This window comes from Pseudomonas sp. HMSC067G02 (assembly GCF_001813485.1).
GTDB classification, from domain to species: domain Bacteria; phylum Pseudomonadota; class Gammaproteobacteria; order Pseudomonadales; family Pseudomonadaceae; genus Pseudomonas; species Pseudomonas aeruginosa.
The window spans coordinates 12,703-36,857 of the sequence record NZ_KV812620.1 but is presented as its reverse complement, the minus strand read 5'-3'; the positions used below and the strand labels follow the sequence as shown (position 1 = coordinate 36,857).

Below are 24,155 nucleotides of genomic sequence, written 5' to 3'. Positions count from 1 at the left end.
CCGGCTCAGTCGCGCAGCTTGAGTTGCCGGGGGACGGCGTGCAGGCCCGGCCGGTAGTCGTTCTCCTCGACCGCGCGGAGCGCCAGTTCGAGGGCGTTGGCGGCGATCAGCGCGTGCTGCTGGTAGATCGAGTTGACCTTCAGCGGCACGAAGTCGAGCAACTGGGTGTCGCCGAAGGTCGCCACCCGCAAGCCTTCGGGCCAACCGTCGGCGCGCGCCTGGAACACATCGAAGACGCCTTCGAGGAGTACATAGGCAGTGGTCACCAGGGCGTCGGGCAGGTAGCCCAGGCGCTCGAGCAATTGCTCCATCAGGCGGCGTCCGCACTCGCGGCTGAACACCTCGGCATGCTCGACGATGACCTCGCCGCGGAAGTCTTTCAGCGCCTGGCGGAAGCCGGCGGCGCGGTCGTGGCTGATGATCAGGTCCGCCCGCGCGCCGAGCAGGGCGATATGGCGCGGCGCCGGTTGCAACAGGGTTTCGGTGAGGCGGCGCGCGGCGTCCTGGTCGTCGCTGATCACCGAGGCGAAGCGCTGCGGGTCGAGCTGGCGGTCGATGGCCACCACCGGCAGGCCTTCGGCGACCAGCCGGGCATGGGTATCATCCCCGGCCGGCAGGCAACTGGCGACGATCAGCGCGTCGCAGCGGCGCGCGCGGAACAGGTTGACCACCTGGCGCTCGGTCTCCGGCTCGTCGTCGGAGCAGGCGATCAGCAACTGGTAGCCGCGTGCCCGGGCGCCTTGTTCGAGTTGCTTGGCGAGGCGGGCGTAGCTGGGGTTTTCCAGGTCCGGGAGGATGAAGCCGAGGGTGCGGGTCTGCCCGCGGCGCAGGCCGGCGGCCTGCTGGTCCGGCTGGTAGCCGTGTTCCTCGACCACGGCAAGCACGCGCTCGACGGTGGCGGCGCTGATGCGCCGCTGGGCGGCCTTGCCATTGATGACGTAGCTGGCGGTGGTCACCGAGACCCCGGCCAGGCGGGCGATATCACTGAGTTTCAAACCGATCTCTACTGGAGGCGACGACAAGTTGGGCTTCAAGGATCAATCATTATCGGGTAACGTGCCAATTTAATTAAGTGAATCGATTCAGCAAAAGATTCCGGCGAAGCCGGCGCCCCCTGCCCCAGGCTGCCTCGCGCAGCCCGAACGCGGCGCCGCCTACGCTATGGCAGGTCAATGACAACAAGCGGATCACCGCCCCAGGCTGTACGGAAGGCTCCCGCGAGCCGCTTTCCGCTACCGCCGGCACATCCCGCGCCCGCGCCTCGGCGCGGCGGGACGATCCGGACGTGAGACGGGGAGCCGTTCGCTCCTGAGGAGGTTTCCATGCTCGAACTCGATACCCGGCAGATCCGCATGGGCCAGCGCGCCGCGGACAAGGCCGAAGCCCTGCGCCTGCTCGGCGCGGCGCTGGTCGCCGACGGCCTGGCCGCGCCCGGCTATGCCGAGGGCCTGAAGGCGCGCGAGGCACAAGGCTCCACCTACCTCGGCCAGGGCATCGCCATACCCCATGGGACCCCGGATACCCGCGAGCTGGTCTTCAGCACCGGTGTGCGCCTGCTGCAATTCCCCGAGGGAGTGGACTGGGGCGATGGCCAGCAGGTCTACCTGGCCATCGGCATCGCGGCGAAGTCCGACGAACACCTGCAGCTCCTGCAATTGCTCACCCGCGCCCTCGGCGAGGCCGACCTGGGACCGGCGCTGAGCGCGGCCGCCAGCGCCGAGGAAGTCCTCGGCCTGTTGCAGGGCGCGCCGCAGGAACTGGCGCTGGACGCACAACTGGTCGGCCTCGGCCAGAACGCCGAGGAGCTCGACGAACTGGCCTGGCTCGGCGCGCGCCTGTTGAAGAAGGCCGGCTGCGTGGAGAACGGCTTCGCCGCCGTGCTCCAGCAGACCGAACCGTTGCCGCTGGGCGACGGGCTGTGCTGGTTGCACAGCGAACAATTGGTGAAGCGCCCCGGGCTGGCCTTCGTCACTCCGGCGCAACCGTTGCAGCACCAGGGGCAACCGGTCACCGGGCTGTTCTGCCTGGCCAGCCTGGGCGAAGCGCACCAGGCGCTGCTCGAACGCCTGTGCGACCTGTTGCTGGAAGGGCGTGGCGCCGAGCTGGTGCGCGCCACCAGCAGCCGCAGCGTACTCGCGGCGCTCGGTGGCGAGCTGCCGCCGGACTGGCCCAGCGCGCGAGCGGTCCTGGCCAACCCGCATGGCCTGCATGCCCGCCCGGCGCAGGCGCTGGCGCAGCTGGCCAAGGGCTTCGCCGGCGAGATCCGGGTACGCCTGGCCGACAGCGAGGCGGCCCCCGTCTCGGCGAAGAGCCTGAGCAAGCTGCTCGCCCTCGGCGCGCGACGCGGCCAGACGCTGGAGTTCAGCGCCGAGCCGGCGATCGCCGAGGACGCGCTGCCAGCCTTGCTGGCCGCGGTGCGCGAGGGGCTCGGCGAGGAGGTCGAAGCGCTGGCGGAGGAGGCCTTGCCCGATGCCGTCGGCGAGGCGGAAGAGGATGCCCGGCCGGCGCCGCTGCGCGCCGGCGAGCGCCTGCAGGCGATCGCCGCGTCGCCGGGCATCGCCAGTGGTCCGGCGCATGTCCAGGTGGCGCAGCGCTTCGAGTTCCAGCCGCGTGGCGAGTCGCCGGCCCATGAACGCGAGCGCCTGCTGCGGGCCAAGCGGGCGGTGGACGAGGAGATCGTCGGCCTGGTCGAACGCAGCACGGTGAAGGCGATCCGCGAGATTTTCGTCACCCACCGGGAGATGCTCGACGATCCGGAACTGGCCGAGCAGGTGCAACTGCGCCTGAATCGCGGCGAAAGCGCCGAAGCGGCCTGGAGTCGGGTAGTGGAAGACAGCGCGGCGCAGCAGGAGGCGCTGCACGACACCTTGCTCGCCGAGCGCGCCGCCGACCTCCGCGACCTCGGCCGGCGGGTGCTGGCCAGGCTCTGCGGGGTGGAGGCGCCGCGCGAGCCGGAGCAGCCGTACATCCTGGTGATGGACGAGGTCGGCCCCTCCGATGTCGCCCGCCTCGACGCCCAGCGGGTCGCCGGCATCCTCACGGCGCGCGGCGGCGCCACTTCGCACAGCGCGATCATCGCCCGCGCCCTCGGCATTCCGGCATTGGTCGGCGCCGGCGCGGCGGTGCTCGGCCTGGAGCCGGGCACGGTACTGCTGCTGGATGGCGAACACGGCTGGCTGCAGGTGGCGCCGAGCACCGAACAGTTGCAGCAGGCCGCCGCCGAGCGCGACGCCCGCCAGCAGCGCCAGGCCCGCGCCGACGCGCAGCGTCTGGAGCCTGCGCGGACCCGCGACGGCCACGCGGTGGAAGTCTGCGCCAACCTTGGCGACACCGCCGGCGCCGCGCGCGCGGTGGAGCTGGGCGCCGAGGGCGTTGGCCTGCTGCGCACCGAGTTCGTCTTCATGAACAACGCCCGCGCGCCGGACCTGGCGACCCAGGAAGCGGAATACCGTCGGGTGCTCGACGCCCTCGACGGACGTCCGCTGGTGGCGCGGACCCTGGATGTCGGCGGGGACAAGCCGCTGCCGTACTGGCCGATTCCCCACGAAGAGAATCCCTATCTGGGCCTGCGCGGTATCCGCCTGACCCTGCAGCGACCGCAGATCCTCGAGACCCAGTTGCGCGCGCTGTTCCGCGCCGCCGGGGAGCGGCCGCTGCGGGTGATGTTCCCGATGGTCGGCAGCCTCGACGAATGGCGCCAGGCGCGTGACCTGGCGCTGCGCCTGCGCGAGGAAATCCCGCTGGCCGACCTGCAACTGGGGATCATGGTCGAGGTGCCCTCGGCGGCGTTGCTCGCGCCGGTGCTGGCCCGCGAGGTGGATTTCTTCAGCGTCGGCACCAACGACCTGACCCAGTACACCCTGGCTATCGATCGCGGCCACCCGAGTCTTTCGGCCCAGGCCGACGGCCTGCATCCGGCGGTGCTGCAACTGATCGACATGACCGTCCGCGCCGCCCATGCCGAGGGCAAGTGGGTCGGCGTCTGCGGCGAACTGGCGGCCGACCCGCTGGCGTTGCCGCTGCTGGTCGGCCTGGGAGTGGACGAGCTGAGCGTCTCGGCGCGCAGCATCGCCCTGGTCAAGGCCGGCGTGCGCGAACTGCAGCTGGTCGCTGCGCGCGGCCTGGCCCGCAAAGCCCTGGGCCTGGCGAGCGCCGCCGAGGTCCGGGCCCTGGTGGAAGCGGAGGTGCAGTAATGGCGCGGATCCTGACGATTACCCTGAATCCGGCGCTGGACCTCACCGTGCGCCTGCGCCAGCTGGAACTGGGGGCGGTTAACCGCAGCGAGGCGGTGCTGACCCAGGCCGCCGGCAAGGGCCTGAACGTCGCCCAGGTGCTTGCCGACCTCGGCCATCGGTTGACGGTCAGCGGCTTCCTCGGCGAAGACAACCAGCCGCCGTTCACCGCCATGTTCCAGCGTCGTGGCTTCGCCGATGCGTTCGTCCGGGTGCCTGGCGAAACCCGCAGCAACATCAAGCTGGCCGAGCGCGGCGGGCGCGTCAGCGACCTCAACGGGCCGGGCCCGGAGGCCGACGAGCGAGCCCAGGCGGCGTTGCTCGAACGCCTCGACCGGCTTGCCGGAGAGCACGAGCTGGCGGTGGTCGCCGGCAGCCTGCCGCGCGGGGTCGAGCCGGAGTGGCTGGGCGAACTGCTGCGGCGCTTGCGGCGCCTCGGCCTGAAGGTCGCCTTCGACAGCAGCGGCGCGGCCCTGCGCGAAGGTGTGAAGGCTGCGCCGTGGATGATCAAGCCGAACGTCGAGGAACTGGCCGACCTCTGCTCGGCGCCGATGGACGACCTGGCCGCACAGCGCCAGGCGGCCGAACGCCTGCGCCATGACGGGGTAGGCCAGGTGGTGATTTCCCAGGGCGCTGCGGGGGTCAACTGGTTCGCCGCCGAGGGTGCCTGGCAGGCGCGGCCGCCAGCGGTGGAAGTGGCCAGCACGGTGGGCGCCGGCGATTCCCTGCTGGCCGGCATGCTGCACGGCCTGGCCAGCGGCTGGCCGGCCGAGCGGGTGCTGCGTCAGGCCACCGCCATCGCCAGCCTGGCGGTGACCCAGTTCGAGTTCGGCATCGGCGATCCGCAGCGCCTGGCGCGGATCGAAGCGGGCGTCGTGGTGCAGCCATTGGTCGAGGAGGCCTGAGATGAAACTAGCGATCGTCACCGCCTGCCCTGGCGGACAGGTCACCAGCGTGCTCGCCGCGCGCCTGCTGCGGGGCGCCGCCGAGCGCCTGGGCTGGGAAACCTGCGTCGAGGCGAATGCCGGGTCGAGGCCCGAGGGCGAACTGAGCGCCGAACAGATCGCCGAAGCCGACTGGGTCCTGCTGGTCGGCGTCGAGCCGCTGGCGGCGGCGCGTTTCGTCGGCAAGCCGGTGTATCGCGCGCGTCCCGCCGAGGCGCTGGCCGATCCGCGCGCCTTCCTCCAGCGGGCCGCCGCCCTGGCGAGCGTGGAGGTCGCCGGGGACGAGGCCGGCCTGGTTGCGCCGGAGGCCGGAGCGGCACCGCGGATCGTCGCGGTGACCGCCTGTCCGACCGGCGTGGCGCACACCTTCATGGCCGCCGAGGCGTTGCAGCTCGCGGCGGGGCAACTGGGCTTCGCGTTGCAGGTCGAGACCCAGGGCTCGGTCGGCGCGCGCAACCCGCTCGACCCGGCGGACATCGCCGCCGCCGACGTGGTCCTGCTGGCCGCCGACATCGACGTGGACACGGCCCGTTTCGCCGGCAAGAAGATCTACCGTTGCGGCACCGGCGTGGCCCTCAAGCAGGCCCGCGCGACGCTCGAGCGGGCGCTGGCGGAAGGGCAGGTCGAGAGCGCGGGCGCAGCCAGCGCGGTGGTCGCCAGGGACGAGAAGCGCGGGGTGTACAAGCACCTGCTGACCGGGGTGTCGTTCATGTTGCCGATGGTGGTCGCGGGCGGCCTGCTGATCGCCCTGTCGCTGGCCTTCGGCATCGATGCCTACAAGCAGCCGGGCAGCCTGGCGGCGGTGCTGAGGACGGTCGGCGACACGGCTTTCGTCCTGATGGTGCCGATGCTCGCCGGCTACATCGCCTATTCCATCGCCGACCGCCCGGGCCTGGCGCCGGGCATGCTCGGCGGCCTGCTCGCCGGGACCCTCGGCGCCGGGTTCATCGGCGGGATAGTCGCCGGCTTCATCGCCGGCTATGCGGCGCGGGCCATCAGCCACGGGCTGAGGCTGCCGGCGAGCCTGGAAGCGCTGAAGCCGATCCTGGTCATCCCGTTGCTGGCCAGCCTGGTCACCGGCCTGCTGATGCTCTACGTGGTCGGCAAGCCGGTGGCCGGGATGCTCGCGGCCCTGACCGGGTTCCTCGACGGCATGGGCACCTCCAATGCCATCCTCCTCGGCCTGCTGCTCGGCGGGATGATGTGCGTCGACCTCGGCGGACCGGTCAACAAGGCCGCCTACGCCTTTTCCGTCGGCCTGCTCTCGTCGCACAGCTACGCGCCGATGGCGGCGGTGATGGCGGCGGGCATGGTGCCGCCGATCGGCATGGGCCTGGCGACCCTGCTGGCGCGGCGCAAGTTCGCCGAGAGCGAGCGGCAGGCCGGCAAGGCCGCCTCGGTGCTGGGGCTGTGCTTCATCTCCGAAGGCGCGATCCCGTTCGCCGCCAAGGACCCGTTGCGGGTGATCCCGGCGAGCATCGCCGGCGGCGCGCTGACCGGCGCTCTGTCGATGTACTTCGGCTGCAAGTTGCAGGCGCCTCACGGCGGGTTGTTCGTGATGCTGGTGCCCAACGCGATCAACCACGCCCTGGCGTACCTGCTGGCGATCGTCGCCGGCAGCCTGCTTACCGGGCTGCTCTACGCCGTGCTCAAGCGCGGCGCCGAGCCGGGACTGGCGTTGGGGACCTCGTCCTCGCGGGAGCCGGCGGCTGGCGGATAGCCGCGAGGCGGCCATGCGCCCTACGCCACCTGAGCGACGTGGCAGGGGTAGGGCGAATAACGCCGCAGGCGTTATCCGCCGATACTCCGGCGAACCAGCGGATAACCGCAGCGGTTATTCGCCCCAGCGGTCGATCCGACCTGGGGCGGCCTCAGGCCTGGCGCAACAGGCGCACGCCATCTTCCTGTGCGAGGCTGGCCTCGTTGATCGGCAACGAGCAGGACTGCCCGCGTCCCATCGGGTAGTAGTGGAAGCCGTGGCGGGCCATGCGCTCGGGGTCGTAGAGGTTGCGCCCGTCGAAGATCACCGGGGCCTTCAGGCGCTCCTTGAGCAGCTCGAAATCCGGTGCCTTGAATTGCTGCCACTCGGTGCAGATGACCAGCGCATCGGCGCCTCCCAGGGTCGCCTCGGGGGTGCCCATCAGGCTCAGGCGTTCGTCGTGGCCATAGAGCCGCTGGGTTTCCTGCATGGCTTCGGGATCGTAGGCGCGCACCTGCGCGCCGTGGCGCCAGAGCGCTTCCATCAGTTCGCGGCTGGGCGCGTCGCGCATGTCGTCGGTGTTCGGCTTGAAGGCCAGGCCCCAGAGGGCGAAGGTCTTGCCGCGCAGGTCGCCGTCGTAGAACACCCGGATGCGTTCGAACAGCTTGTGCTTCTGCCGCCGGTTGATCGCTTCCACCGCCTGCAACAGGTCGCTGGAGCAATGCGCCTGCTCGGCGCTGTGGATCAGCGCGCGCATGTCCTTGGGGAAGCAGGAGCCGCCGTAGCCGCAGCCGGGGTAGATGAAGTGGTAGCCGATCCGCGGGTCGGCGCCGATGCCCTGGCGCACCGCCTCGATGTCGGCGCCGAGGTGTTCGGCCAGTTCGGCGATCTGGTTGATGAAGCTGATCTTGGTCGCCAGCATGCCGTTCGCCGCGTACTTGGTCAGTTCGGCGCTGCGCAGGCCCATGAACAGCATGCGGTCGTGGTTGCGGTTGAACGGCTCGTAGAGTTCGCGCATCACCTGGCGCACCTCTTCGTTGTCGCAGCCGACCACGATGCGGTCCGGGCGTCGGCAGTCGGCGACGGCGGAGCCTTCCTTGAGGAATTCCGGGTTGGAGACGATCTCGAATTCCAGTTCGCGTCCGTCGGCTTCCAGGCGCCGCTCGATGTGCGCGCGCAGGCGGTCGCCGGTGCCTACCGGGACGGTCGATTTCTCCACCACGATGACGGGCTTGCGGCGATGCTCGGCGATGGCATCGGCCACCGCGAAGACCGCGCCGAGATCGGCCGCGCCGTCCTCGCCAGGCGGGGTGCCGACCGCGATGAACTGCACCCGGCCGTGCTCCACGGCCAGGCGCGCATCGCTGCTGAAACGCAGGCGGCCGCTGTCCAGGCCTTCGCGCAGCAAGGCGTCGAGCCCGGGTTCGTAGATGCTGGCGAGGCCCTGCGCGAGGCGTTCGACCTTGTTCCGGTCGATGTCCATGCACAGTACATCGTGGCCCACTTCGGCGAGGACGGCGGCCTGCACCAGTCCTACATAGCCACTGCCGAATACGCTGATCTTCATGGTGCTTTCCTCGACGGATGATGCGCGGGCGCGGCAGCGGTGCGGCGGGCGTTGACGGTCAACACGCCGAGCACCACCAGGCCTACGCCCAGGGTCTTGCTGGTACTGAAGGTTTCATCGAACGCCGGCAGGCTCGCCGCCAGCAGGTAGACCAGCGCGTAGCTGGCGCTCAACAGGCTGTAGGCGCGGCCCAGCGGCAGGTGGCGCAGGGCGGCCAGCCAGCACAGCAGGGAGGCGGCGTAGGCCGCCACCGCCAGGGCTACCGCGAGCAGCGCGGCGCGCTCCGGCGTTTGCCCGGCCCAGGCTTCCGGCAGCGGCAGGCGGCTCATGCCCCAGCGCATGCCGAGCTGGGCGGCGCTGGCCAGCAGCACGCTGCCCAGGGCCGCCAGCCAGCCGCGTAGCGCGTTCATGCGCTCCTCCCGAGCAGGGCCACGCCGGCGACGATCAGCAACAGGCCGGCGAGGTGGCGGCGATCCACCGGCTCATCGAAGACGAAGCGTGCCGCCAGGGTGACCAGGACGAAGTTCAGCGCCAGCATCGGATAGGCGCTGCCGACTTCCACCCGTTGCAGGAGCAGCAGCCAGCAGAGCAGGCCGAGCCCGAGGGCGAGCAGCGCCAGCCACGGCCACGGACTGCGCAGGCGCGCCGTCCAGCCGTCGGCGGCGACCAGGTGCCAGTGCTCCACGGTGAGCTTCTGCGCAACCTGGCCGAGGCCGGTCATGAGCAGGGTGGCGAGCAGCAGCGCGGCGCTCATGGGCGCACCTGCGGCAGGATCGCCAGGACCAGGTTGCCGTTCCGGTAGCGTTCGCCGTCGCCCGGCAACAGCGCCAGCTGGTAGCGGTCGCTGGCGCTGTTGATCCGCAGCAGCACGGCAACCGAGCCGTCCTGGCGTGCCCGCCAGAGCCACTGGCGGATGTCTGCCAAGGGCACGCTGCGCTGGCTGTGCTCGGGGTAGGAGAGGCCGTACTTCAGCTCGCCGCGCGTGTCGTAGAGCGTCACGTCGCTACGGCGCAGGCGCCAGGCGAGGGCCGAGGCGGCGCCGAGGTCGTTGCTCAGCAGATGGCGGGCGCCGGCCAGTTCGTCGAGGTGTTCGGCGACGAACAGGTCGGGGGTCTTGTTCTGCACCACATGGTTGGGCATCGCTGCCGGCAGCAGCGCGATCAGCACCCAGCTCGCCAGCAGCGGCGCGGCCCAGGCGCGTAGCGGGTAGCGCCACTGGGCGAGGCCGGCGGCGGCCCAGGCGCCGATCACCAGCAGGACCAGGAACAGCTCGAAGGGTTCTTCCTGGTACACCGGCTTGCGCAGTTGCAGGTAGGCCAGGGCCGCCAGCGCGAGGAGCGCCAGGCCCAGGTTGAGCAGCCCGTTGCCGCGCAGCGCGACGCTGTTCCCCAGGCGCAGCCGCTGCACCAGGGCGTGGCCCATGAGCAGTGCCAGCGGCAGCAGGCAGGGCATGATGTAGGTCGGCAGCTTGCCCCGGCTCAGGCTGAAGAACGCCAGCGGCAACAGCAGCCATAGCGCCAGGAAGACCACCGGCGCCTGGCGCCGCTCGTGCCAGGCCTGGCGCAGAGCGCTCGGCAGCAGGCCGCTCCAGGGCAGGCAGGCGACCGCCAGCAACGGCAGGTAGAACCACCACGGGCGAGAGTGCTGGGCGTCTTCGCCGGCGAAGCGGCGGATGTGTTCGTGCCAGAAGAAGAACCGCCAGTAGTCCGCTTCCCGCGCATGCACGGCGAGCGCCCAGGGCAGGCAGACGAGCAGCGCCACCAGCACCGCCAGCGCGCCGTAGCCAAGCAGCTCGCGCCAGCGCCGCTGCCAGAGCATGTAGGGCAGGGCGACCAGCACCGGCAGCAGCCAGGCGAGGAAGCCCTTGGTCAGGAAGCCCATGCCGCAGGCGAGGCCGAGCAGGGTCCAGCCGAGCAGGCGCGCGCGGCGGCTCCCCGCGTCGAGGGCATGCCACAGCGCCACCAGGCTCAGGTTGACCCAGAAGGTGAATTGCGGGTCGAGGTTGGCATAGCCGGACTGCCCGGCGATCAAGCCGAAGCTGGCGTAGAGCAGCGCGCACGCCAGGCTGGTGCGCGGGTCGCGCCACAGGCGGCGGGCCAGCAGGTAGGCGAGCAGGACGCTGAGGGCGGTGGCGACGACCGAGGCGATGCGCACGCCGAACAGGTTTTCGCCGAAGACCGCCTGGCCGAGGGCGATCATCCAGTAGCCGGCGACCGGCTTCTCGAAGTAGCGCAGGCCGAGGAAGTGCGGCGACACCCAGTCGCCGCCCAGCAGCATCGCCTGGCTGATCTGCGCGTAGCGGGTCTCGTCGGGAATCCACAGGCCATGGTTGCTCAGTGGAACCAGGTAGAACAGGCCGAAGGCGATCAGCAGCAGCGACCAGGTCTGGCGGCGGCTCATGGCTGGCGCACTCCCAGCCAGCCCTCGCGGCCGGCCAGGCGGCCGCGCACCAGTTCGGCCAGCGGCAGGCTGCGCGGATCGTCCGGCAGCAGTTCGCCCAACGGGCGGAAGCGGATGCCGCGCCGTTCGGCGCGCCGCAGCAGTTCGCGGAACGCTGGGGCGAGGAGCAGCCCCTCGACCTCGGCGTGGATGGTGTAGACGTTGTCGCGGCCAGCGGCGAAGCGTTCCAGGATGAAGTCGTTGTAGGCCTCGCGCGGCAGGCCGGGACCGACCACCTCGTCGAAGGTCGGCAGGTTCACCGGCACCTGCGGGATGCCGGGGCTGCCGTCGGCCAGGCGCGGGCGGAACGCGCCGCGTCCGCGGCAGTCGCTGTTGTAGCGGAAGCCGAAGGGCTGCTTGGCCTCGACCACCCGGCCGTCGGCGCGCCAGCCGGCGGCGGCGGAACAACGCACCGGCTGGCCGAGGATGTCCGCCAGGCAATCGCTGCCGCGGCGGATCTGCTCGCCGAGCTGCTGCACGCTCCAGACGCCGGCGTGGGTCTGCCAGGCATGGTGGTCCCAGGCGTGCAGGCCGACCTCGTGGCCGGCGGCCTGGGTCCGCCGCATCAGCGGGCCGAGTTCGCGGCCGATCGGCTTGCCCGGCCAGGCGGTGCCGGCCAGCAGGATGTCCCAGCCATACAGGCTGGCGGCGCGCGAGCGGAGCATCTTCCAGAAGAACGCCGGGCGCGCCAGGCGCCAGAGGTGGCGGCCCATGTTGTCCGGGCCGACGCTGAAGAAGAAGGTCGCCTTCAGCCCGGCTTCGTCGAGCAGCTCGAGCAGCCGCGGCACCCCGTCGCGGGTGCCGCGGAAGGTGTCGACGTCGATGCGCAGGCCGGCCTGGATCACGCCTGTGCCTCGCGCTCGCGGAGCGCTTCGTGGAGGAAGAAGTCGAGGGTCTTGCCGATGGTCTCGCGCAGTTCGATGGTGGGCTGCCAGTCGAGCAGGCGCCGGGCGTTGTCGATGCTCGGCTTGCGGTGGGCCACGTCCTGGTAGCCGTCGCCGTAGAAGCTGCGGCTCTCCACCTCGCGGAAGCCGGCGAAGGGCGGGAACTGCGCGCGCAGCGGGTGGGCCTCGAACTGGCGCAGCAGTTCCTCGCCGAGCTGGCGGATGCTCGCCTCGTTGTCCGGGTTGCCGATGTTGACGATCTGCCCGTCGCAGCGGCCGTCGCGGTTGTCGATGATCCGCGCGAGGGCCTCGATGCCGTCGTCGACGTCGGTGAAGCAGCGCTTCTGCGCGCCGCCGTCGACCAGGCGGATCGGCGTGCCTTCGACCAGGTGCAGGATGAGCTGGGTGATCGCCCGCGAGCTGCCGATCCGCGCCGAATCCAGGCGGTCCAGGCGCGGGCCCATCCAGTTGAACGGACGGAACAGGGTGAAGCGCAGGCCCTGCTGGCCGTAGGCCCAGATCACCCGGTCGAGCAACTGCTTGGACACCGAGTAGATCCAGCGCTGCTTGTTGATCGGCCCGACCACCAGGTTCGAGCGGTCTTCGTCGAAGTCCGGGTCCTGGCACATGCCGTAGACCTCGGAGGTGGAAGGGAACACCACGCGTTTGCCGTATTTCACGCAGTAGCGGACGATCCGCAGGTTTTCCTCGAAGTCCAGTTCGAACACCCGCAGCGGGTTGCGCGTGTACTCGATGGGCGTGGCGATGGCCACCAGCGGCAGGATCACGTCGCATTTCTTCACATGGTATTCGAGCCACTCCGAATGGATGCCGATGTCGCCTTCGACGAAGTGGAAATGCGGGTCGGCTTTGAGCCGTTCGATGGCGTCGGAGCCGATGTCCATGCCGTGGACCTCGTAGCGCCCGTCGCGCAGCAGGCGTTCGGACAGGTGGTTGCCGATGAAGCCGTTGACCCCGAGGATCAGCACCCGCGTGCGGCGCTGCGGGCCGGACGCCGCGCCACGCAGGCGCGCGCCCTCGACCAGGCCCAGCTCGGTGGCCAGTTGCGTGCCGGCCAGGTACAGGCCGCGCTCGCCGCGCTGGCCGAAGCGCAGCACCAGCGAGTCCTCGCCGCAGGCGATCCGCAGCGGGTCGCAGGACAGTACGCTGCCTGGCTCGCGACCGTGGTTGCCGGCGACCACCTCGGCGCTCCAGACGATCAGCTTCTGTTCGCCGACCTGGCAGAAGGCGCCAGGGTAGGGCTGGGTCACCGCGCGCACCAGGTCGTACAACTGCCGTGCCGGCCTGTGCCAGTCGAGCAGGCCGTCCGCCGGGGTGCGCCGGCCGAAGTGGCTGGCCTGGCTCTCGTCCTGCTCGACTTCCGGCAGCACGCCGAGGGCGAGCAGCGGCAGGCTGTCGCGCAGCAGGGCGCCGGCGGCCTTGCGCAGCTTGCCGTGCAGGCTCAGGGCGGTGTCCTCGGGGTCGATGGCGACGGCCTGCTGGGCGAGGATCGGCCCGGCGTCGGCGCGCTCGATCATGCGATGCAGGGTCACCCCGGTCTGCGTTTCGCCGTTGACCAGCACCCAGTTCGCCGGGGCGCGTCCGCGGTAGCGCGGCAGCAGCGAACCGTGCAGGTTGTAGGCGCCGCGTGCGGCGCAGGCGAGCAGTTCGGCGCCAAGCAGGCGGCGGTAGTAGAAGGAGAACAGATAGTCCGGGCGCAGTTGGCGGATGCGCTCCAGCCACAGCGGATGGTTCACGTCCTCGGGCGCGTGCAGCGGAATGCCGCGCTCGGCGCAGAGGCGTGCGACCGAGGCGTAGAAGGTGTTTTCCCGTGGGTCGTCGGCATGGGTGAAGACGGCGGCGATCTCGTAGCCGGCATTGAGCAGGGCTTCGATACCGGTGCAACCGATGTCGTGGTAGGCGAAGACGACGGCTTTCGAGGTCATGGCGTGGAAGGCTCGCTGGATGAAGAGGTGAAACCGGCCCGCTGCAGGGCCGAGGGAAGCGCGGAGGGCGTTGCGCGGACCACGCGCTCGATGAAGAAGCGCGGCCGCGCGCGCACGTCGCTGTACATGCGCCCGAGGTACTCGCCGAGCAGGCCCATGCCGAGCAACTGCACGCCGCTGAACATGAACAGCACGGCGAACAGCACGAACAGGCCGTTGCCGGCCCAGGCGGCGCCGAAGGCCAGGCGCAGCACGAGGAGGAACAGGGCGAAGAGGAAGCCGGCCAGGGCCATGCCGCCGCCGACCAGGCTGAGCAGGCGCAGCGGCGTGGTGGTCATGCAGGTGACCAGATCGAACATCAGGTTGAGCAGGCGCATCGCGCTGTATTTCGATTCGCCGTGGGCGCGCTCGGCGTGGGCGACGCGGATCTCGCAGGTATGCCGGGCGAAGCCATTGGCCAGGATCGGGATGAAGGTACTGCGTTCGCGGCAGGCCAGCATCGCTTCGACGATGCTGCGCCGGTAGGCGCGCAGCATGCAGCCGTAGTCGTGCATGGCGACCCCGGTGGAGCGCTGCACCGCCAGGTTCACCAGGCGCGAAGGCCAGCGCCGCCAGGCCGAGTCCTGGCGCTCGGCGCGGATGCTGCCGACCACGTCGTAGCCCTGCGCGGCGCGCTCCACCAGGCGCGGGATTTCCTCCGGCGGGTTCTGCAGGTCGGCATCGAGGGTGATCACCAGGTCGCCACGGGACTGTTCGAAGCCGGCGAGGATCGCCGCGTGCTGGCCGTAGTTGCGGTTGAGGATCACCGCCACCACGGCGCTGCCGTCGCGTTCGGCGGCGGCCTGCAAGAGTTCCGCGGAGCGGTCGCGGCTGCCGTCGTCGACCAGCACGATCTCGAAGGCGCGGCCCAGCTCCAGGCAGGCGGCCTCGGTGCGGCGCAGCAGTTCGGGCAGGCTGGCTTCCTCGTTGTAGACCGGGATCACCACCGAGACCAGGTCGATCGGATAGGGCTTCATCGACGTTTCTCCAGGATGTCCTCGATGGCGCGGGCGACGCGCTCGATGTCGTCGTCGCGCATGTCGGGGAACAGCGGGATGGAGCACAGGCGGGCCGAGTTCCACTCGCTGTTGGGCAGGCTCAGGCGCGGCTGGCGCTGGCGGTAGTAGTGGTGCAGGTGACTGGCGATGAAATGGATGCCGCTACCGATGCCGCGCGCCTTCAGGGCTTCCATGAAGGCGTCGCGGCCCAGGCCGCAGGCCTCGGCGTCGATGCGCAGGATGAACAGGTGCCAGGCGTGGCGCTGCTCGTGCGCGGGCAGGCCGAGCGGCGCCAGCGGCAGGCCGGCGAGGCGTTCCAGGTAGCGTTCGGCGAGGGCCTGGCGGCGCGCGTTGAGCGCGTCCAGGCGCTTGAGCTGGACCAGCGCGAGGGCGGCATTGAGGTCGGCCAGGTTGTATTTGAAACCGGGCTCGATCACTTCCGCCTGCGGCTTGCGTCCATGGCTCAGGCGGTCGTAGGCATCGACCCCGAGGCCGTGGAACTTGAGGCGGCGGACCCGTTCGGCGAGGGCGCTGTCGTCGCTGACGAACATCGCGCCTTCGGCGCAGGTCAGGTTCTTGATCGCGTGGAAGGAAAAGATCGCCGTGCCGCGGGAGCCTACCGGGCGCCCGCGGTATTCGCTGCCGACCGCGTGGGCGGCGTCCTCGACCAGGGCGATGCCGTGGCGCCCGGCGACCGTGCGCAGACCTTCGAGATCCAGGGTGGAGCCGGCGTAGTGCACCGGCACGATGGCGCGGGTGCGCGGGCCGATGGCGGCTTCCACTGCCTGCGCCGAACACATCAGGGTGTCGCGGTCGACGTCGACGAACACCGGGGTGGCGCCGAGCAGGGTGATGACGTTGGCGGTGGAGACCCAGGTCAGCGACGGCGTGATCACTTCGTCGCCGGGGCCGATGCCCAGCGCCAGCAGGGTGACGTGCAGGGCGCCGGTGGCCGAGGATAGCGCCACCGCGTGGCGGCAGCCGAGGCGTTCGGCGAAGCGCTGTTCGAGCTCCTGATTCTTCGGCCCGGTGGTGATCCAGCCGGAACGCAGGACCTGCTCCACGGCGGCGATTTCGTCCTCGCCGATGCTAGGCCGGGAGAATGGCAGAAAGTCCAGTGACATGTAATGAAGCCTCGGTACTGGGAGGGCGGTACGAAGAGGTTATTTATATGTCGCTGAATGCTGCCTGAACGTTTGTTAAGACTCGCTTAACAACGGCTGAATGAAGACTGAACGAACTCGAAGAAACTGGAGGATAAAGCCGGAAGCCGCGTTTTCAGAGGCTTGCAGGGTTGGTTGGAATGGATCTCTGGTGTTTTCTGAGTGGCTTTTATTAATAACCCGAGTCCTGTTTCTTTAAGGGTTCATTAATACTTGATGTCCGCTCTCCGTGAATATTACGGAAACTTCATGGAAACATGGGGAGGGCCAGGGAAAGTCAATCCCGTGGGTCGTCGGAAAAAAACAACCCCCTGGCGGATCGCTCCGCCAGGGGGCCGGGTCGACGCTTCAGCGGCTGCCGGCGACCACTTGCAGGGCCGGTTCTGCGGTGCGCCCGTAGACGTCTTCCAGGCGCTCGATGTCGTCCTCGCCGAGGTAGCTGCCGGACTGCACCTCGATGATCTCCAGCGGGATCTTGCCGGGGTTGGCCAGGCGGTGCACGGAGGCGATCGGGATGTAGGTCGACTGGTTCTCGGTGAGCAGGAAGGTCTTGTCGTCGCAGGTCACCTGGGCGGTCCCGGAAACCACGATCCAGTGCTCGGCGCGGTGGTGGTGCATCTGCAGCGAGAGGCGCGCGCCGGGCTTCACGGTGATGTGCTTGACCTGGAAGCGGCCGCCCATGTCCACCGAGTCGTAGGAGCCCCACGGACGGTAGACCTCGCAGTGGTTCTGGGTCTCGCTGCGGCCCTGGGCGTCGAGGTCCTTGACCACGTGCTTGACGTCCTGCACCCGGTCCTTGTGGGCGATCATCATGGCGTCCTTGGTTTCCACCACCACGATGTCCTCCAGGCCGATCACCGAGACCAGCTTGCCGTTGCCGTGCACCAGGCAGTTGTGGCTGTCGTGGACCAGCACGTCGCCCTTGGTGACGTTGCCGTTGGCGTCCTTGGCGTGCACGTCCCAGATCGACGACCAGCTGCCGACATCGTTCCAGCCGGCGGACAGCGGCACCACGCAGGCGCGTGAGGTCTTCTCCATCACCGCGTAGTCGATGGAGTTGTCCGGGCAGCATTCGAAGGTGGCGGCGTCGATGTTCACCAGGTCGCCGTCGTGCTGGCTGCGCTCCAGGGCCAGCAGGCAGGTGTCGTAGATGTCGGCGTCGTGCTTCTTCAGTTCTTCCAGGTAGCGGCTGGCGCGGAACAGGAACATGCCGCTGTTCCAGTAGTAGCCGCCGGCGGCGACGAACTCGCGGGCGCGGGCTTCGTCGGGCTTCTCGACGAAGCTCTGCACCCGGCTGACGCCTTCCGGCAGTTGCGCATCGGCGCTCGCGCGGATGTAGCCGTAGCCGGTCTCGGGGCGGCTGGCGGGAATGCCGAAGAGCACCATCTCGCCCTTTTCGGCGGCGTTGGTGGCCAGCGCCAGGGCCTGCTGGAAGGCGCGCTGGTCCTCGATCACGTGGTCGGCGGGAAGGATCAGCAGCAGTTCGTCGCGGCCTTCGGCGACCAGTTTCATCGCGGCGATGGCCACCGCCGGCGCCGTGTTGCGGCCGAAGGGTTCGAGCAGGATCGCCTGGCTCGCCAGGTTCTGTGCCTCCAGCTGTTCCTGGACGATGAAGCGGTGCTCCTTGTTGCACACCAGCAGCGGTGCCTGCATGCCGTCGAAGGCCAGGCGCTTGATGGTCTGCTGGAACAGGGTGTCGTCGCCGGTGAGGGCGAGGAACTGCTTGGGGTACTGCTTGCGGGAAAGAGGCCAGAGTCGCGAGCCGCTGCCACCGGAAAGGATTACTGGGATCATGTTGTTTCTCCTTGAAGCGATGCGTCTGTCTAGGGATCCCGCCGCGCGGCGGGATATCTCGTTACCGGGCTCCACGGAGCCCCGGGTGACCTCTCCAGTGCGCTCCTTCTGCGGGAGCGCTGACGGTTGGTGCGCCGGTGTCGGGCCGGTCTTGTTGTGTGGAATGCCGGGAGGGGCGAGCCTCTCCCGGTCGGTCTCAGTCCGCCTTCACCGGGCGCTTGACCCAGACCGGCGCGAGCTTGCCGCCGCTGCCGGTGACGTACAGGCAGACCACCTCGCCGCGGGCCAGGGTGACCGGCTTCAGGTCGCTGACCTTCTTGCTGCCGTCGAACAGCGCCAGGTTCACCTTCACCGGGTTGATCTCGCGGTCGCCGTGGCTTTGCGGGCCGACGTCCTTGACCACGTCGGTCTTGCCGTCGGCGGTCTTCAGGGTCAGCTTCGAGCCGCTGAGGTTCTGCACCCGCACCAGCGCCTTCTGCTTGTTCTTGAACGGCGGCTCGGCCACCAGCTGCGGCTTGCCGCCGGGCTGGCTGACCAGGGTGTAGTAGCTGTCCGGGTCGAGCTTGACCGGCAGGCTCTGCTGGCCGACCTGGGCGGTGTAGCTGCCGGGGGGGAGGAACTTGAAGTCGCTGGAACCGAGCGGCGCGACGTCGTTCAGGCTGGTGCTGCCGACCGACACGTCGAGTTCGCTGTTGCCGGCGTTGTAGGCGCGGACGAAGGCCGAGCCCTTGGGTGCCTGGGGCCCGTACAGGGCGCCCTCGTCGGCCTGCGCGGCGAATGCGGCGACGCCGAGGGAAAGTGCGCAGGCCAGGCGGGTCCAGGTGTGGCGGCGGGTCATCGGGTTCATGGGTATTCCTCCGTTGCTTCTTCTTCAGCGGGGCGCTCGGCCCCGTGGGTAAACAGCCTTGGCTGTGTTCGTTCAATCGTTGCGGCTGGCGGCCAGGCGCTCGTCGCGGCCGCCGCTGGCCTTCAGCTGGGCGACCCAGTCGGCGTCGAACTGGCTGAGGTCGCTGGCCATCGGCAGGTAGCGCTCGGGAAACTCCCAGACCAGCAGTTGCGGCGGGTCCTTGCGGAAGCCTTCGTCCTGCAGCAGTTCCAGCATCGGTTCGAGGGGGCCCTTGCCTTCCTTCGCGTAATTGATCAGGTCGGCGGACAGCGCCTGTTTCAGCGCGCCCTCGAAGTTCCACCTGGGGTTGGCGCTGTAGCTGGTGCCGACCAGCGCCAGGCGCGGTTGCTGGCTATCGCCGAAGAGGTCGTCGCCCGCGCCGGACTGCTGGCCGCCCGGCAGTGCCGGCGCGGCTTCGGTGGTGCGTTGCTGCAACTGCTCCGGACGTGGCAGCAGTTCGTCGAACAGCGGGTCGAGCGGCAGGAAGCTGAGCAGGTCGCCCTTGTGCGTGCGTTCTTCGCCGACGCGGGTGACGAAGTTCTGCGCTGGCACATCCAGCAGGTGCGTCTCGCGGATCTCCGCGCCGAGACGCTGGGCCACGGTTTCCGCGCCGAGCGGCGACCAGTGGGTGTCGGTGCGCAGGAATACTGCGCCGTTGTCCTTGGCCTGGCGCAGGCTGCCGAGCAGGTCGGGACTGTCGATGCCGGCGGCGCGGGCGCGGGCCAGGAAGTCCTGGTAGAGGCTGTCGTGCAGCGCGGCCGGCTGCTCGCGGCCGATGTGCTCGGGATACAGGCGGGCCTTGGCCGGGATCACCGCGAGCACCAGCTTGACGCCGCGCCGGTTCAGCTCGCGCTGCACGCCGCGCACCAGTGCCCAGTTGTCTTCCAGTTGCTGGCCGCTCGGCGCCGGCTTGAACTCTTCGTCGGTGAACAGCCAGCCGTCCTTGCCGATCACCACGCCGGGGCGGCCTTCGTGGAACAGCGTGTAGTCGAGTGCGGCCCAGAGGTTGGTGCCCAGGCGCTTGATCGGGAATTCCTTGTCGTAGTGGGCTTCGAAGGCGTGCGCCAGCTTGCCGTTGAGCAGTGGCGTATCGGCCGCGGCGGAGAAGCCCGGCACGCTCTTCAGCGACCATCCGGCGAGCCCCAGCAGCAGCCCGCCGAAGGCGGCGATATAGGCGTATTGCAGGGGGCGGGAAATGCTCTGTGTCATGGCGTGGGCCTCGCTCAGAACTGGAAGTAGAGGAATGGCGAGTAGCTCTGCGCGGAGAGCTTCAGCACCGAGGCGGCGAACAGCAGGAGCAGCGCCAGGCGGGTGGCCAGGACGGGCAACTGGCTGAGCCAGCTCGGCTGGTAGACCAGCGCGCCGCTCGGCGAGTAGGCGATCGCCGCCGGGTCGCCGGCGGCCTCGCGCGGGGCGCGCGGCTGGGCACTGGCCGGGCCGTCGGCGGCCACTTCGTCGCTGTTCGCCGCGGCCTTGGGCGCCTTGGTCTGCAATGGCTGGTTGTAGAACTGGCGCAGGCCGAAGAACGCCAGCACCAGGTAGGCCAGGACCAGGGTGCCGACCTGCAGGCCGGTGAGGCTGGCGCGGTTCAGTTCGGAGAGCTGCCAGGTGCCGAAGCTGAACATGGCTTCGTACATGCGCCAGGCGACCTGCAGGTTCTCGGCGCGGAAGATCACCCAGCCGATCACCACCAGGAGGAAGGTGAACGCCCACTTCAAAGGGTTGAGCACGCGCGGCGCGGCGTTCACTCCGAGGGCCCGCTCGATCGCCAGCCACATGCCGTGCCAGGCGCCCCAGATGATGTAGGTGAAGTTGGCGCCGTGCCACAGGCCGCCGAGGAGCATGGTCAGGAACAGGTTGCGGTAGGTCTGGAAGGTGCTGCCGCGGTTGCCGCCCAGGCTGATGTAGAGGTAGTCGCGCAGCCAGGTCGACAGGCTGATGTGCCAGCGCCGCCAGAACTCGGTGATCGACTGGCTGATGTAGGGCTGGTTGAAGTTCTCCATGAAGCGGAAGCCCATCATCAGGCCGAGGCCGATGGCCATGTCGCTGTAGCCGGAGAAGTCGAAGTAGAGCTGCGCGGTGTAGGCCAGGGCGCCGAGCCAGGCGTCGCCGGTGGTCGGGTTCTGCAGGGCGAAGCAGTGGTCGGCGAGGGCGGCCAGGGTGTCGGCGATGAACACCTTCTTGACGAAGCCCTGCATGAAGCGGGTGCAGCCTTCGGCGAACTTGTCGACAGTGTGGGTGCGGTGGTTGAACTGGTCGACCAGGTCCTTGAAGCGCAGCACCGGGCCGGCGATCAGGTGCGGGAAGATCGCGACGAAGGCGGCGAAGTCGATCAGGTTGTGGGTCGCCGGGGTATCGCCGCGGTAGACGTCGATGATGTAGCTGATCGACTCGAAGGTGTAGAAGGAGATGCCGATCGGCAGCAGGATGTGGGTCAGCACGAACGGCTGCATGCCGAACGAGGTGATGATCTCGTTGAGGCTGTCGACGCCGAAGTTGGCGTACTTGAAGTACCCGAGCACGCAGAGGTCGACCACCACGCCGAGGATCAGCCAGCGTTGCGCGGCCCTGGTGCGTACGCCGGCGGCGCCGATGCGCAGGCCGATCCAGTAGTTGAAGACGGTGACCCCGGCGAACAGCAGGAGGAAGTCCACCCGCCACCAGGCGTAGAACAGGTAGCTGGCGATCAGCAGCAGCAGGTTCCGGTAACGTTCGCCGCTCAGGTAGTACAGGCCGAGAAAGACCGGCAGGAACAGGAACAGGAACACGTTTGAAGAAAAGACCATGCCGTCTCTCTCTCTAGAGCGTCAACCATTCAGGTCGGCCCTGCCTTTCCGCGCCCTGGAGCGCTCGAGGAAAGGCGGGACGACCCGCCGTTTTCCTCCCCGTGGTGTTGCCTAAGGTGTTGCGCCCGCCCGCGTCTGTCGCGCATGGGTCGGGGTGTGGCGCCTGTTGGGACGCCTGGTCGGCGAGCGGGGTAGAGGGGCGCGTGGCCCCCGGCCTGTGCGCCCGCTTCCCGCCACGCCCTCAACTTCCCCCTTCGCGGCTGAACACCCGCGTCACTTCGCCGCCGAGGCGGAAACTGTTGAACGGCTCGCGGTCCTTCTTCGCCTCGAGCATCTTCGGCTCGCAGCGGTAGAGGGCGCAGTAGGGCTCCAGCCAGGCGTACTTGTTGTCGACCTTGAGGTCGGTCATGTCCTGGTCCTCGCCGGTCTTCTCCTCGAAGGTTTCCTCGTCGTCGACTCCCTTCATCACCCGCTCGGCCAGGCGCTGCAGGGCGCCGTGGTTCTCCTGGCGCAGGTCGACGCCGTTGACCTGGGCGAACGCGGCGATCATCGCCAGCGGCGGCAGCGCATAGTTGTGGTAGGCGAGGGCGCGCTGGCGGCGCTTGAGTTCGTTGGGCAGGAAGCCCTGCTCGTCGACCTGGTTGGCGGCGACCTTGAACTCGCTCACCGCCCAGTCGAAGAGGTCGCGGCGGTTGGTCACCACCGCGGTGGACATCACCGACCAGGCCGCCCAGTAGGAATGGTTGTTGATCTTCTTCAGCGGCAGGCCGCTCCAGTCGCGGACTACCTGGGTGCCGAGCCGGGCGAACCAGTCCTCGATTTCCCGGCTCTGCTCGGCGTGGGCCGCGAGCGGCCGCGAGCTGGAGAACTTCAGGCGCATGTAGGCGCCGGAGAGGCTGCCCAGCGCCCATTTGCGCATGGACTTGCCGGTGTGGTTGAAGTCGTCGCTCTGCAGGGCGCCGGCGCGGGCCCAGGCGCTCATCCAGTTCAGTGCGCAGGCCAGGTCGCCGTCGCGGCCGCTGCGCATGTACTGGGTGACCAGCTTGGTGGCGCCGCGCTCCATGTCGGTGATGTCCTTGATCTGCGAGCGGAAGGTCTTCTCCGCCTTGACGTTGAGGGTCGCCCGCGCCGAATCGGAGCCTTCGTACTTGCTGGTGAAGACCAGGCTGCCGGTATACGGCGGCGGCACCGCGGGGCAACTGCCGGCGCTGCCCTTGCGCTCGCCGACCGCCGCGTAGTAGCCGGGCGGGGGTACCAGGTCGGCGGCCTGGCTGACCTGGCTGGCGAGCAATGCCGCGGCGAGGGCGCCGGGCAGGGCGATACGGATCAGGTGGGACGTTTTCATCGTTTACCTCCCGGCCACCGACTGGCTGGCCTTGGCGGGCGCCGCCTGGCAGATGCTGGCCTGGACCTCCAGGCCCTGGGGCATGTCCTCCGGCGCTTCGATTTCCAGGGAAAGGAACTGCTGGTCGGCCCAGTCGCTGTCGTTGCGTAGCTGGAAGACGTAGCGGCCGCCGGTATCGACGGCTTTCGACTGCTCGATCTTCAACTGCTCGCGGCGGCCGTTCATGTACCAGATGGTGTTCTTCAACTCGTGTACCGAAGGGTCGCTGTAGGTCACGTCGGCGACGTAGCTGCCGCTGCGGATCGGTAGCGCGGCGCTGTTCAGCAGCACCTCGTTGCGGCCCTGGCGCAGCTTGACCTTGCGGCTGAGCACGGTCTTCCGGCCGGAGCAGCCGTTGTCCACCAGCGGCATGGCCTGGCGGTAGAAGCTCTTCTGCGCCATGTCGTAGTGGGTGGCGAATTCCCAGATGAGGATCTTCGGCGGGTTCTTGTGGAATTCCTCGCTGGTCATGTACGCCAGCAGCGAACTGTCGAAGCCGCCGCCGGACACCGCGTTGTTGAGGATGTCGGCGCCGCTGAACTCCTCCAGGAAGCCGGCGAAGTTGTAGGCCGGGCCGCTGTTGGAGGTGCCGACCAGGGCGATCTGCGGGTTGCCGCCGTCGCCGAACAGGTCGCCGCTGTCGCTGGCGCCCACCGGCTCGGTCTCGAAACGGTCGACGTACTGGGTGGCGTAGCTGTTGCCGCAGAGCTGCGCGGCGGCCTTGTGGAAGGTGCCGAGCTTGGACAGCAGACCGACGCGCTTGCTTTCGAACTGCTTCTTGGGGATCGCCTCGAAGCCGGGCACCTGCTTCAGCGTCTCGGCCACGATCTTCGCGCTGCGCCGGGCGCCATGGGGAGTCCAGTGGTGGTCGCCCTTGAAGTAGTAGGCGTGCTCCTCCTTCTCGTCGAACAGCGGCGAGAAGTCCGGGGTCCAGATGCCGTCCTGGCGGAAGCGGGCGATGGTCGCCAGGTAGTTCTTCTTCGCCAGCTCGTAGTCGAAGCCGGCCTTTTCCGCCGGACTGAGCTTCTCGCGGTTCACCAGGCCGCGGGTCGGCTGGTAGACCACCACCAGCTCGATGCCCTTGCGCTTGAGTTCGTCGCGCAGTGCGCGGAGTTCGCGCCAGCCTTCGGCGCTGGTGCCGAAGTCGGTACGCAGGTCGTAGGTGGTGCGGAACAGCCAGTCGTCCTGGGCCTGCACCAGGTGGGTGAAGAAGCCCAGGTACTTGGTGTTGTAGCGCGAGTCGTCGGCGGCGGCCGGGCACAGGTTGCCGGCCGGCAGCGCCTGGTAGCTCGGCGCCGCGCCGGGGTCGGCGGCGAGGGCTGCCTGGGCCAGGCAGAGGCCGGCGGCCAGGGCGCTCAGGCGGAACAGTCGGGAAGTGCGGGTTTTCATGCGTC

General features: G+C 69.2%; 18 protein-coding genes. 3 read left to right on the top strand and 15 right to left on the bottom strand.

What is annotated here, in order from left to right:
- Positions 1-5: 5 nt before the first annotated feature.
- Positions 6-995, bottom strand: coding sequence for a catabolite repressor/activator (gene cra, locus HMPREF2914_RS01375; RefSeq protein WP_003104372.1), 990 nt, complete (start codon positions 993-995; stop codon positions 6-8).
- Positions 996-1,322: 327 nt separating this feature from the next.
- On the opposite strand from cra, the gene ptsP reads away from it, so the two are divergent.
- Genes ptsP through HMPREF2914_RS01360 form a run of 3 tightly spaced genes read left to right on the top strand, consistent with a single transcriptional unit; the run spans position 1,323 to position 6,896 of the window.
- Positions 1,323-4,193, top strand: a complete 2,871-nt coding sequence (ptsP, locus tag HMPREF2914_RS01370) for a phosphoenolpyruvate--protein phosphotransferase (RefSeq protein WP_023981206.1) — start codon at positions 1,323-1,325, stop codon at positions 4,191-4,193.
- A complete protein-coding gene (gene pfkB / locus HMPREF2914_RS01365) occupies positions 4,193-5,137 on the top strand; it encodes a 1-phosphofructokinase (RefSeq protein WP_023083376.1) in 945 nt (314 codons plus the stop codon). The genes ptsP and pfkB overlap by 1 nt, the downstream gene beginning before the upstream one ends.
- A 1-nt stretch (position 5,138) precedes the next feature.
- Positions 5,139-6,896, top strand: coding sequence for a PTS fructose-like transporter subunit IIB (locus HMPREF2914_RS01360; RefSeq protein WP_003107161.1), 1,758 nt, complete (start codon positions 5,139-5,141; stop codon positions 6,894-6,896).
- Between the two features lie 151 nt (positions 6,897-7,047).
- Here the strand turns inward: HMPREF2914_RS01360 and HMPREF2914_RS01355 are convergent, their stop codons facing one another.
- The 14 genes from HMPREF2914_RS01355 to algX all read right to left on the bottom strand — a co-directional run bounded on the left by HMPREF2914_RS01355 (position 7,048) and on the right by algX (position 24,150).
- On the bottom strand, positions 7,048-8,442 hold the full coding sequence (locus tag HMPREF2914_RS01355) for a UDP-glucose 6-dehydrogenase (protein ID WP_003117510.1): 1,395 nt from the start codon (positions 8,440-8,442) through the stop codon (positions 7,048-7,050).
- A complete protein-coding gene (gene arnF / locus HMPREF2914_RS01350; RefSeq protein ID WP_003110472.1) occupies positions 8,439-8,852 on the bottom strand; it encodes a 4-amino-4-deoxy-L-arabinose-phosphoundecaprenol flippase subunit ArnF in 414 nt (137 codons plus the stop codon). Before arnF ends, HMPREF2914_RS01355 begins: the two co-directional genes overlap by 4 nt.
- Positions 8,849-9,196: an EamA family transporter gene (locus HMPREF2914_RS01345; protein ID WP_003110471.1), complete on the bottom strand. Its 348-nt coding sequence runs from the start codon at positions 9,194-9,196 to the stop codon at positions 8,849-8,851. The genes arnF and HMPREF2914_RS01345 overlap by 4 nt, the downstream gene beginning before the upstream one ends.
- Positions 9,193-10,842: a lipid IV(A) 4-amino-4-deoxy-L-arabinosyltransferase gene (gene arnT / locus HMPREF2914_RS01340; RefSeq protein WP_023092595.1), complete on the bottom strand. Its 1,650-nt coding sequence runs from the start codon at positions 10,840-10,842 to the stop codon at positions 9,193-9,195. Before arnT ends, HMPREF2914_RS01345 begins: the two co-directional genes overlap by 4 nt.
- On the bottom strand, positions 10,839-11,726 hold the full coding sequence (gene arnD, locus HMPREF2914_RS01335; protein ID WP_003112878.1) for a 4-deoxy-4-formamido-L-arabinose-phosphoundecaprenol deformylase: 888 nt from the start codon (positions 11,724-11,726) through the stop codon (positions 10,839-10,841). Before arnD ends, arnT begins: the two co-directional genes overlap by 4 nt.
- Positions 11,723-13,711 carry a bifunctional UDP-4-amino-4-deoxy-L-arabinose formyltransferase/UDP-glucuronic acid oxidase ArnA gene (gene arnA, locus HMPREF2914_RS01330; protein WP_023083378.1) on the bottom strand — a complete coding sequence of 663 codons (1,989 nt, stop codon included), beginning with the start codon at positions 13,709-13,711 and terminating at the stop codon, positions 11,723-11,725. Before arnA ends, arnD begins: the two co-directional genes overlap by 4 nt.
- Positions 13,708-14,727, bottom strand: a complete 1,020-nt coding sequence (gene arnC / locus HMPREF2914_RS01325; RefSeq protein WP_003112880.1) for an undecaprenyl-phosphate 4-deoxy-4-formamido-L-arabinose transferase — start codon at positions 14,725-14,727, stop codon at positions 13,708-13,710. The genes arnA and arnC overlap by 4 nt, the downstream gene beginning before the upstream one ends.
- Positions 14,724-15,872, bottom strand: a complete 1,149-nt coding sequence (gene arnB, locus HMPREF2914_RS01320; protein WP_003110468.1) for a UDP-4-amino-4-deoxy-L-arabinose aminotransferase — start codon at positions 15,870-15,872, stop codon at positions 14,724-14,726. Before arnB ends, arnC begins: the two co-directional genes overlap by 4 nt.
- A gap of 387 nt (positions 15,873-16,259) precedes the next feature.
- Entirely contained in the window at positions 16,260-17,705 is a 1,446-nt protein-coding gene (locus HMPREF2914_RS01315) for a mannose-1-phosphate guanylyltransferase/mannose-6-phosphate isomerase (RefSeq protein ID WP_003092113.1), read from the bottom strand.
- A 196-nt stretch (positions 17,706-17,901) separates the two neighbouring features.
- Positions 17,902-18,552, bottom strand: a complete 651-nt coding sequence (algF, locus tag HMPREF2914_RS01310) for an alginate O-acetyltransferase AlgF (protein WP_003092112.1) — start codon at positions 18,550-18,552, stop codon at positions 17,902-17,904.
- Between the two features lie 72 nt (positions 18,553-18,624).
- Positions 18,625-19,800 carry an alginate O-acetyltransferase gene (gene algJ, locus HMPREF2914_RS01305; protein ID WP_003092111.1) on the bottom strand — a complete coding sequence of 392 codons (1,176 nt, stop codon included), beginning with the start codon at positions 19,798-19,800 and terminating at the stop codon, positions 18,625-18,627.
- A 14-nt stretch (positions 19,801-19,814) separates the two neighbouring features.
- A complete protein-coding gene (locus tag HMPREF2914_RS01300; RefSeq protein WP_022579708.1) occupies positions 19,815-21,377 on the bottom strand; it encodes an MBOAT family O-acyltransferase in 1,563 nt (520 codons plus the stop codon).
- 241 nt (positions 21,378-21,618) lie between these two features.
- Positions 21,619-22,722, bottom strand: a complete 1,104-nt coding sequence (gene algL, locus HMPREF2914_RS01295; RefSeq protein ID WP_003092108.1) for an alginate biosynthesis protein AlgL — start codon at positions 22,720-22,722, stop codon at positions 21,619-21,621.
- 3 nt (positions 22,723-22,725) lie between these two features.
- Positions 22,726-24,150 carry an alginate biosynthesis protein AlgX gene (algX, locus tag HMPREF2914_RS01290; protein ID WP_070702794.1) on the bottom strand — a complete coding sequence of 475 codons (1,425 nt, stop codon included), beginning with the start codon at positions 24,148-24,150 and terminating at the stop codon, positions 22,726-22,728.
- Positions 24,151-24,155: the final 5 nt, after the last annotated feature.

What these genes read in the sequence shown, in the direction of transcription:
- ptsP (WP_023981206.1), top strand. Translation starts at nt 1,323, where the DNA reads ATGCTCGAACTCGATACCCGGCAGATCCGCATGGGCCAGCGCGCCGCG.
- pfkB (WP_023083376.1), top strand. Translation starts at nt 4,193, where the DNA reads ATGGCGCGGATCCTGACGATTACCCTGAATCCGGCGCTGGACCTCACC.
- HMPREF2914_RS01360 (WP_003107161.1), top strand. Translation starts at nt 5,139, where the DNA reads ATGAAACTAGCGATCGTCACCGCCTGCCCTGGCGGACAGGTCACCAGC.
- HMPREF2914_RS01355 (WP_003117510.1), bottom strand. Translation starts at nt 8,442, where the DNA reads ATGAAGATCAGCGTATTCGGCAGTGGCTATGTAGGACTGGTGCAGGCC.
- arnF (WP_003110472.1), bottom strand. Translation starts at nt 8,852, where the DNA reads ATGAACGCGCTACGCGGCTGGCTGGCGGCCCTGGGCAGCGTGCTGCTG.
- HMPREF2914_RS01345 (WP_003110471.1), bottom strand. Translation starts at nt 9,196, where the DNA reads ATGAGCGCCGCGCTGCTGCTCGCCACCCTGCTCATGACCGGCCTCGGC.
- arnT (WP_023092595.1), bottom strand. Translation starts at nt 10,842, where the DNA reads ATGAGCCGCCGCCAGACCTGGTCGCTGCTGCTGATCGCCTTCGGCCTG.
- arnA (WP_023083378.1), bottom strand. Translation starts at nt 13,711, where the DNA reads ATGACCTCGAAAGCCGTCGTCTTCGCCTACCACGACATCGGTTGCACC.
- arnC (WP_003112880.1), bottom strand. Translation starts at nt 14,727, where the DNA reads ATGAAGCCCTATCCGATCGACCTGGTCTCGGTGGTGATCCCGGTCTAC.
- arnB (WP_003110468.1), bottom strand. Translation starts at nt 15,872, where the DNA reads ATGTCACTGGACTTTCTGCCATTCTCCCGGCCTAGCATCGGCGAGGAC.
- HMPREF2914_RS01315 (WP_003092113.1), bottom strand. Translation starts at nt 17,705, where the DNA reads ATGATCCCAGTAATCCTTTCCGGTGGCAGCGGCTCGCGACTCTGGCCT.
- algF (WP_003092112.1), bottom strand. Translation starts at nt 18,552, where the DNA reads ATGAACCCGATGACCCGCCGCCACACCTGGACCCGCCTGGCCTGCGCA.
- algJ (WP_003092111.1), bottom strand. Translation starts at nt 19,800, where the DNA reads ATGACACAGAGCATTTCCCGCCCCCTGCAATACGCCTATATCGCCGCC.
- HMPREF2914_RS01300 (WP_022579708.1), bottom strand. Translation starts at nt 21,377, where the DNA reads ATGGTCTTTTCTTCAAACGTGTTCCTGTTCCTGTTCCTGCCGGTCTTT.
- algL (WP_003092108.1), bottom strand. Translation starts at nt 22,722, where the DNA reads ATGAAAACGTCCCACCTGATCCGTATCGCCCTGCCCGGCGCCCTCGCC.
- algX (WP_070702794.1), bottom strand. Translation starts at nt 24,150, where the DNA reads ATGAAAACCCGCACTTCCCGACTGTTCCGCCTGAGCGCCCTGGCCGCC.